Genomic DNA, 5,947 nt, shown 5'->3' with positions numbered 1-5,947 from the left:
CCCCCTCCACTCCCCCCGCTCCTTCGCTACTTCCGGGCCTCGCAGGGCCCCTTCCCCCGCAGCGTCACCGCGCGCGTCGCCACGAGGACCGGGAGGAACAGGAGCATCCAGCCCGCCGTGGACCAGCCCATGACCGCCCAGGCGACCAGCACCAGCGCCAGGTAGGTGACGGTGAGCAGCAGGAGGTCCTTCTTCTTGCTCATGGCTCGTGACTCGTTCCTCTTGGGGTCGGTTGCGGTTGCAGCCGCGGGTACGCAGGCAGCGTCAGCACTTGTAGCGCTTCCAGTTCGTGATGACGCCCACGTAGCTGACCTTCCACTCCACGCACTGGTTGGCCTTCGCGGCGTCCTGCATCTGGCCGCGCAGGGAGCCCGCCTGGGCGGTCAGGGCGGCGCCGCAGCCCGCCGCGGCGACCGCGTTGGGGATCTTGGCGCAGGCCATGACCGTGGCCACCGCGGCGAAGTGGTACATCGGGGTCTTGGCCATGTCCTTCACCTCCTTCTTGCTGAAGCGGAGGTAGATGGACCAGCCCAGCGAGACCTTCGGGTCGGCGACCACCGGGAACGCGGTGTCGGCCGTGACGTCGACCGTCTGCGTCAGCTTGTCGCCGTCGAGGCGGTAACGGGTCGGCACGGCCTTGCCGTTGGCGTCCTTCGCCCAGGGCGCGTCGATCGCGCCCAGGATCTCGGTGTCCTCGCCGTCGCCCCGGCCTTCACCCTCGCCCCCGCCGTGGCTCTTGGCGATCAGGAAGCCGTTCTCGCCGTCCTCCGTCAGCCGCGTGCCCTCCGGGAGCTTCAGCGAGAAGTCGTGGGTCGTCGGCGCGTTGCGGTCCTTCAGCGTCACCAACGTGCGGGCCGCGCCGTCCGACGTGGGCTGCACGGCGATGTCCGTCGACGGGGCGGCGTCGGGGTAGACCACCGTGCCCGCCCCGGCCGCCACGCCCGCGATCCCCTTCGTCTCCGGGAGGCCGAGCGAGACGTCGGCGTTCGGTGCGTCGAGCCGTACGTCGCCGGCAGCCGTCGCCGGTGCCGTGACCGTCACCTTTCCTTCGCCCGTCCGTCCGCTGCCGCTGCGGCCGTCCAGCTTGGTCAGGTCCGCGGTGCCGGTCGCCTTCTCGACGATCTCGGCCGCCCGCGCCGCCACCGACGACGACGGCACCTCACCCGCTGAGGCCGCCGCCGCGGGGGCCATCGTGCCGAGCACCGCCCCCGCCGTCGCCGCCGCGACGAAACCTGCGGCGATGCGTCTCGTCTTCTGCGCGCGCTTCTGCATGGTCTTCATGGGTCCCTCCCGCTTTTGTGCATACGAAGGCACCCCGAGCCCTCGAAGAGGATCCCCGCCCGGGGTGCCGCGAATACTTTTACATACGTGTAGAAGCTGGAGGAGGGGACTTTGGTCCCGACCCGGTCAACTCGGTCGGCACGCATCACGCGCCGTAAAGGTCCTCGATCTCCGCCTCGTACGCCGCCGTCACCGCATGCCGCTTGATCTTCAGGGAGGGGGTGAGCAGTCCGTTGTCCTCGGTGAACTCGCCTCCCACGATGGCGAATTTACGGATCGACTCGGCCTTGGAGACCGCCGCGTTCGCGTAGTCCACCGCCTTCTGGACCTCCGCGATCATCTTCGGATCGCGGGCCAGCTCTTCGAGCGGCGTGTCCTTGGGGCGCTTGCGTACGGTGAGCCAGTGCTCGACGGCCTCGGGGTCGAGGGTCACGAGCGCGGCGACGTACGAGCGGTTGTCGCCGACGACGATGCACTGCCCGACCGGCGACCGGCTGCGCAGCCGGTCCTCCAGGACGGCGGGCGAGACGTTCTTGCCGCCGGAGGTGACGAGGATGTCCTTCTTGCGGCCGGTGATCGTGAGGTAGCCCTCGTCGTCCAGCGCCCCCAAGTCCCCCGTGGCGAACCACTCGTTGGTCAGTACGGCGTCGGTCGCGGCCGGGTTGTTCCAGTACGAGCCGAAGACGATGCCGCCCTTGATCAGCACCTCGCCGTCGTCCGCGATGCGCACGGCCGTGCCCGGCACGGGCAGACCGACCGTGCCGGGGCGGGGCCTGAGGGGTGGGGTGATGGTGGCGGCGGCCGTGGTCTCGGTCAGCCCGTACCCCTCGTAGATGATGATCCCGGCGGCGTAGAAGAAGAGGTTGAGGTTGCGGTCCAGGGGTGAGCCGCCGCTGATCGCGTAGCGCAGCCGGCCGCCGACCTCCTTGCGGATGCGGCGGTAGACGAGGAGCTCGTACAGCCCCCAGCCCGCGCGCAGTCCGAGGGACGGACCCGGACCGCCCTCGTCCAGGAACTTGTTCAGGTACGCCTCGCCGAAGCGCACCGCGATCCGTTCGGCGCGGTCGAACGAGGCGGCGCGGCCGATCTTCTCGGCGGTCGCCCGGCCGGTCTCGTGGATCTTCTCGAAGAGGTACGGGACGCCGACGACGAACGTCGGCTTGAACGACCGCAGTTCGGGGCGGAGTTCGTCCGGTTTGATGCTGGGGCAGTGGCCGAGCTCGATGCGCGCCAGCATGCAGGCGATCTGGATGCTGCGGCCCAGGATGTGGGCGAGCGGCAGGAAGAGGAGCGTGGAGGCGACCTGCCCGGTGATCGCCTTGAAGACGGGGTGGAGGAGTTCGACGGTGTTCGCCGCCTCCGCGTGCAGGTTGCCGTGCGTGAGGACACAGCCCTTGGGGCGGCCCGTGGTGCCCGAGGTGTAGCAGAGGGTCGCGATCGAGTCCGGGGTGAGCGCGGACCTGCGTTTCGTGACGTCCTCGTCGGACAGGTCCCGGCCCAGCGCGACGAGTTCCGATATCGCGCCGCCGTCGATGTGGCGTACGCGCGGGGGCTCGCCGAGCGCGGCCAGGGCGTCCTCGGCCGTCGTCGCGTTCTCCGCCGTCTCCGCGACGAGGAGTCGGGATCCGGAGTCGCGGACGATCCACTCGATCTGCTCCGCCGAGGACGTCGCGTAGATGGGGACGGTCTGGCCGCCCGCCGCCCAGATCGCGAAGTCCAGCACGGCCCACTCGTAGCGGGTACGGGACATGACCGCGACGCGGCCGCCCGGTTCGAGGCCGCCCGCGATCAACCCCTTGGCCACGTCCGTCACTTCGCGCGCGAAGGCGGCGGCGGTGACGGGGCGCCACCGGCCGTCCTGCTTGCGGCGCAGGACCACGGTGTCGGGGGCCTCGACGGCGTTCGTGAAGGGGATGTCCGCGGTGCTGCCCGCGGTGGCCCGGGGCACGAGCGGGGCGGTGCGCGCCTCGCGCACCGTGCCGTGCTCGTCCTTGACGAGTTCGACCTCGGCGCGCTCCGCCAGGTCACTGTGGCGCTGTGCTCTCTTCAGATCCTTGCGTACGCCCATGACGGCTCCCGGCTTCCGGTTCCCGGCTGATGTGCAGGTGATCGGCGCGCGTACTTACTCACGGGTCAACTTACTGACACGTAAGGAAAATTCAAGGGGCGGGTCGATTACGGTTCCGTCGCCCCGGATCCCGGTTCCCGTCGCCCCCGACCCCGGTTCCGCGCGCCCTCCGCCCCTCAGCCCGTCACCGGCTTCCAGGCCTCGCCCTCCAGCACCCGGCCCATCCCGACCCACACCATGTTCATCAGCCGGAGCGTCACGCCCTCCGGGGACTGGTCGGGGTGCCGGGCCATCCAGTCCGTCAGCGAGTCCGCCGCGCCGACCAGCGCATGCGTGACGAAGTCCGCGTCCTCGTCCGTGAGTTGCGTGCCCGGCCCGCCCTCCGCGATGCCCGCCCGCACCAGCTCCGCGACCTCAGCCATCACCGCGCGACGGGCCTCGGCGACCGCCGCCGCGATGGCCTCGCTCAGCTCCGAGGCCTGGCGGTGCAGCACCACCCAGCTGTCGCGGTGCTCGGAGACGAACGCGAAGAACGCAAGGAGCCCGGCGTGCAGCCGGAGTTCGGGAGACGCGCCGCTCGCCGTCGCCGCCCCCTGGAAGGCGCCGACCAGGCGGTCCGCCTCGCGTCGCAGACAGGCGAGGAAGAGGCCCTCCTTGGAGTCGAGGTACAGATACACCATCGGCTTGGAGATTCCGGCCGATTCGGCGATCTCGTCCACCGAGGCCCCGTGATAGCCACGCTTGGCGAAGACCTGGACCGCCACGTCGAGGATCTGCCGCTCACGCTCACGCCGTGGCACCCGGCGCCTGCGCGGGCCGGGCGCGCTCTCGGGCGCCGGTGCGCCTGCGGGTTCCGGTGCGCCTGCGGATGTGCCGCTCACCCTTGTCAGCCTCCCTGGTGACGATTTACCTTACTCTTTAGTAAGTTTACTGTAGAGTAAGGAGATTGACGTGGCTGATGCGATCAGCAAGATCGCCGACCTCGACTTCGCCCGCGTCACGCCCGAGGAGTTCGCGCGGATCGTGAAGGGGCTCTCCAACAAGCAGTTCGCCGAGATCGCGGAGGACGGCACGCTGCGCGGCCGCATCCTCCAAGAGGTCTTCAGGCGCATGGAACGGCAGTTCAAGCCGGAGGCCGCCGCGTCGGTGACGGCCCTCATCCGCTGGAAGATCACCGGCAGCGGCGACAACGAAGACGCGGTGTACGAGACGGACATCGCCGACGGCACGTGTGTCGTGCGCGAGGGACGCTCGGAGTCCGAGCCACGGGTCACGCTCGTCCTGGCCGACGCCGAGTTCCTCAAACTGGTGTCCGGAAACGTGGGTCCCGTCGCGCTGTTCATGATGCGCAAGGTACGGGTTGTGGGTGATGTGGCGCTGGCGGCCGGGCTCACACGGTACTTCGACATCCCCAAGGTCTGAGGTCCCGCAGGTCGGGGGGGGCCGGTGCGCCGTGAGTCGCGTCGCCGTCGCTCAAGCCGTCGTTGACCTGCGCCGATGTAGCGGTCATGACGACGTCTGCGTACACCTCCGTCCGTGGCCCCGAAGCCGTCACCGAGCCCTCCCCGGGAGTGCTCGGGCGATGGCGGTCCCACGTCCGGCTCGGGGTCTGCCTGCTGCCCGCGCTCGTCATCGGCATCGCCGGATTCCAGCGGCGCTGGATGTCCGACGACGGGCACATCTACGTCCGTACGGTCCGACAGGTGCTGGCGGGCAACGGGCCCGTCTTCAACGCGGGTGAGCGCGCCGAATCGTCCACCGGCACCCTGTGGCAGTGGCTGCTCGTGGCGGGCGGGGCGCTGGGGGCCGATGTGGCGACCCTGGCGATGTACGGGGGGCTGCTGCTGACCGTCGCCGGGTTCGCGCTCGCCGGGATCGGGGCGCTGCGACTGCGGGGAGGCGGCAAGGGCAAGCGCGGTGAGGGCGAAGGCGGCAAGGGCGGACTCCTCGTGCCCTGTGGGGCCCTGGTCCTGCTCGCGCTGCCGCCCGTCTGGGACTTCGCCACCTCCGGCCTGGAGACGGGGCTCGCCACCTGCTGGATCGCGGGCGCCTGGCTCGCGCTCGTCGCGCGCCCCCGGTCGCTCGTGACGTGCGCCGTCCTGGGGCTCGGGCCTCTCGTGCGGCCCGATCTGGCGCTGGTGTCGGTGGTCTTCCTCGCCGCGCAGTGGGTGACGGCGCGGCCCTCGTGGCGCGGGGCGCTCGCCGGGGCGGGGGTCGCCGGGGCGCTGCCCGTCGCGTACGAGATCTTCCGCATGGGCTACTACGGGCATCTGATGCCGCTGCCCGGCGTCACCAAGGAGGCCTCGCGGAGCCTGTGGGGGCGCGGCCTCGACTACCTCCGGGACTTCGCGGGGCCGTACGCGCTGTGGATGCCGGTGGTGGCGCTGGTGTCGGTCGGCGCGGCGGCGCTGTATGCGAGGAAGTCCGACGCACGACAGGTACGCGACCCCGGCGTCGTGCGGAACTCCGCCCCGGTCGTCGCTCCCCTCCTCGCGGGCGCGCTGTGCTGGATCTACGTCATCAAGGTGGGCGGCGACTTCATGCACGGGCGGATGTTCCTGCCGGGGCTGCTGCTGATGCTGCTGCCGGTCTTCGTCG

General features: G+C 70.6%; 5 protein-coding genes and 1 pseudogene. 2 read left to right on the top strand and 4 right to left on the bottom strand.

From position 1 onward, the window contains the following. Nucleotides 1-26: 26 nt before the first annotated feature. From AOK03_RS43000 to AOK03_RS38955, 4 genes are all read right to left on the bottom strand, one after another. Nucleotides 27-203 (bottom strand): hypothetical protein, encoded by a 177-nt coding sequence (locus tag AOK03_RS43000; protein WP_157869213.1) that lies wholly within the window; start codon nt 201-203, stop codon nt 27-29. A gap of 61 nt (nt 204-264) precedes the next feature. Next, complete coding sequence (locus AOK03_RS38965) at nt 265-1,281, bottom strand: hypothetical protein (protein WP_055570080.1); 1,017 nt, start codon at nt 1,279-1,281, stop codon at nt 265-267. Nucleotides 1,282-1,426: 145 nt separating this feature from the next. After that, entirely contained in the window at nt 1,427-3,349 is a 1,923-nt protein-coding gene (locus tag AOK03_RS38960; protein WP_055570079.1) for an AMP-dependent synthetase/ligase, read from the bottom strand. 176 nt (nt 3,350-3,525) lie between these two features. Further along, nucleotides 3,526-4,149 carry a TetR/AcrR family transcriptional regulator gene (locus AOK03_RS38955; protein ID WP_055570078.1) on the bottom strand — a complete coding sequence of 208 codons (624 nt, stop codon included), beginning with the start codon at nt 4,147-4,149 and terminating at the stop codon, nt 3,526-3,528. A gap of 151 nt (nt 4,150-4,300) precedes the next feature. Here AOK03_RS38955 and AOK03_RS38950 point away from each other — a divergent pair, with 151 nt between their 5' ends. Then, nucleotides 4,301-4,771: an SCP2 sterol-binding domain-containing protein gene (locus AOK03_RS38950; protein WP_055570077.1), complete on the top strand. Its 471-nt coding sequence runs from the start codon at nt 4,301-4,303 to the stop codon at nt 4,769-4,771. Nucleotides 4,772-4,857: 86 nt separating this feature from the next. Next, a pseudogene (locus tag AOK03_RS38945) lies at nt 4,858-5,947 on the top strand (hypothetical protein); the annotation flags it as partial.

Source organism: Streptomyces atriruber (assembly GCF_001418325.1).
Classification (GTDB): Bacteria; Actinomycetota; Actinomycetes; order Streptomycetales; family Streptomycetaceae; genus Streptomyces; species Streptomyces atriruber.
This window is presented reverse-complemented; position numbering and strand designations above follow the sequence as displayed.

Bases quoted from the DNA above. Each gene is read 5' to 3' on its own strand.
- AOK03_RS38965 (WP_055570080.1), bottom strand. From the start codon at position 1,281: ATGAAGACCATGCAGAAGCGCGCGCAGAAGACGAGACGCATCGCCGCA.
- AOK03_RS43000 (WP_157869213.1), bottom strand. From the start codon at position 203: ATGAGCAAGAAGAAGGACCTCCTGCTGCTCACCGTCACCTACCTGGCG.
- AOK03_RS38960 (WP_055570079.1), bottom strand. From the start codon at position 3,349: ATGGGCGTACGCAAGGATCTGAAGAGAGCACAGCGCCACAGTGACCTG.